Genomic DNA, 1,582 nt, shown 5'->3' with positions numbered 1-1,582 from the left:
GGGGAGGCAGCGCGCCGCTGGCCAAGGAGGCGCGCGGTGCGGCGGAGACCGTGGCGCACGAGCTGCCTGCCGCGGGTGATGCTGGTGGGCGGACTGTGCGGCGAGAGGGGCCTGCCGTGAGTGAGGCCGGTGGGCGGACCGTGCGGCAGGAGGTGCCCGCGGTCGGTGTTGCCGGAGCGCGGGGCGTGCGGCGCGAGGTGCCCGCCGTGGATGCCGAAGCGCACACCGTGCCGCAAGAGCGCGTCGAGCCTGAGCGGATCGAGCCCGAAACCGAGCCCACCGAAACCCCCGAAGCACCCGCGAAAGAACGCGGTCGCTGGTGGCGGGGCTTCACCGGCTCACTGGCCGCCGGCCTGACCGTGCTCGCTCTCGGCGTGCTCGTCGTCGCCGGGTTCTGCCTCTACACCGGCGCCCCCGGCCCTGGCGCGACCCTCCTGATCGGTCACCCCATCGCCGCCGTGCTCGCGCTGCTCGCTCAGCGCGTCGCCGACCGTCGAAACGGCCCGGCCGCGGCGGGCGCGGGGGTCGCCGTCGTGCTGTTCACCGTCTCCGCGTTGACGCTGTTCTGGCTCACTTGAGCGCGGTCAGCGTGTCCCCGCGCTCCTCCAGCAGCACCGGCCCGGCCGCGCCCAGGCGGACGACGCCCGAGTAACCACGGCGGTCGACTCCGACGGTGCGGATGGTCGAGCCGTCGTTCTCGTTCAGCACCGCCAGGCCACCCTTGATCGGGATGACCAGCTGGTTCGCGAACGTGATGCCCGGGCCCATCGCGCTGCTCAGGGTCCAGCGGGGGGACAGGTCGTCGCGCGAGAGGGCCAGTACCTTCGAGCCGCTGAACCAGTACACGTTCGCCGCGGTCTGGGTGGTCGCCTCGACGCCCGACGGCGGGTCCTGGGCCAGGTCGGAAGGCGGCACGTCCAGGGGGTACGCCGCGCGCTGGGTGCCGTCGCCGTTGTAGGTCACCAGGAGCTTCTGGTCCGGCAGCACCACGGCCGTCAGGTCGCCCGACATCGCGACCACGCGGGCGCGCTTGCCCGCCAGCACCGAGCTGAAGCTGACCTGGGGCTCGTCGTCCTTCTCCGGGGCCGCCTTGTAGACCGTCAGGCGATCGGCCGGGTCGCCGGGGCAGCGCTCGATCACGCCGACCTTGCCCGACGACATCGCCACCGTGCCGTACGTGCAGCCCGTGCGGGGCTGCTTGCCCGCGTTGACCAGCGCCGGGACCTCGCCGTATTCGGCGCTCTTCACCAGGTCGTCGCGCCAGGTGTCGAGGAGCTTCTTGCCGGTCGCCGTCACGTGCGAACCGTCGTTGACCAGCTGGGTGCCCATCTCCGCGTTGCCGTTGCGCTGGGCGGTGATGCGGCCCGTGCCCGGGTCCAGCTGTGTCACTTCGCTGCAGTTGACGTCCTTGTGGTAGACGGCGTTCAGCCGTCCCCACGTCTCGTTCATCGTGCAAAGCGGCAGGTCACGTGCGTAGTGCCAGCGGATCTGGCCGGTGAGCGGGTCGCGGGCGGCGACCTCGCCGCCGTCGGCGGTGGCCACCGCGTCGCCGGCCACCACCGGCACCGGGGTCGCGCCGCTG

The 1,582-nt window shown here is 72.8% G+C and carries 2 protein-coding genes; one reads left to right on the top strand and one right to left on the bottom strand.

Going from position 1 to position 1,582, the window contains the following annotated elements; genetic code table 11:
• Window positions 1-50: 50 nt before the first annotated feature.
• Window positions 51-578: a hypothetical protein gene (locus tag G3I65_RS57330; protein ID WP_309235496.1), complete on the top strand. Its 528-nt coding sequence runs from the start codon at window positions 51-53 to the stop codon at window positions 576-578.
• Here the strand turns inward: G3I65_RS57330 and G3I65_RS16215 are convergent.
• A partial coding sequence (locus G3I65_RS16215) for a hypothetical protein (RefSeq protein ID WP_160696855.1) occupies window positions 571-1,582 on the bottom strand: 1,012 nt, incomplete at its 5' end. The genes G3I65_RS57330 and G3I65_RS16215 overlap by 8 nt on opposite strands.

The organism is Amycolatopsis sp. SID8362 (assembly GCF_010550475.1).
Lineage (GTDB): Bacteria > Actinomycetota > Actinomycetes > Mycobacteriales > Pseudonocardiaceae > Amycolatopsis > Amycolatopsis eburnea.
Note: the sequence above shows the minus strand (reverse complement) of the source record. Positions and strands in the feature narration are given on the sequence as shown.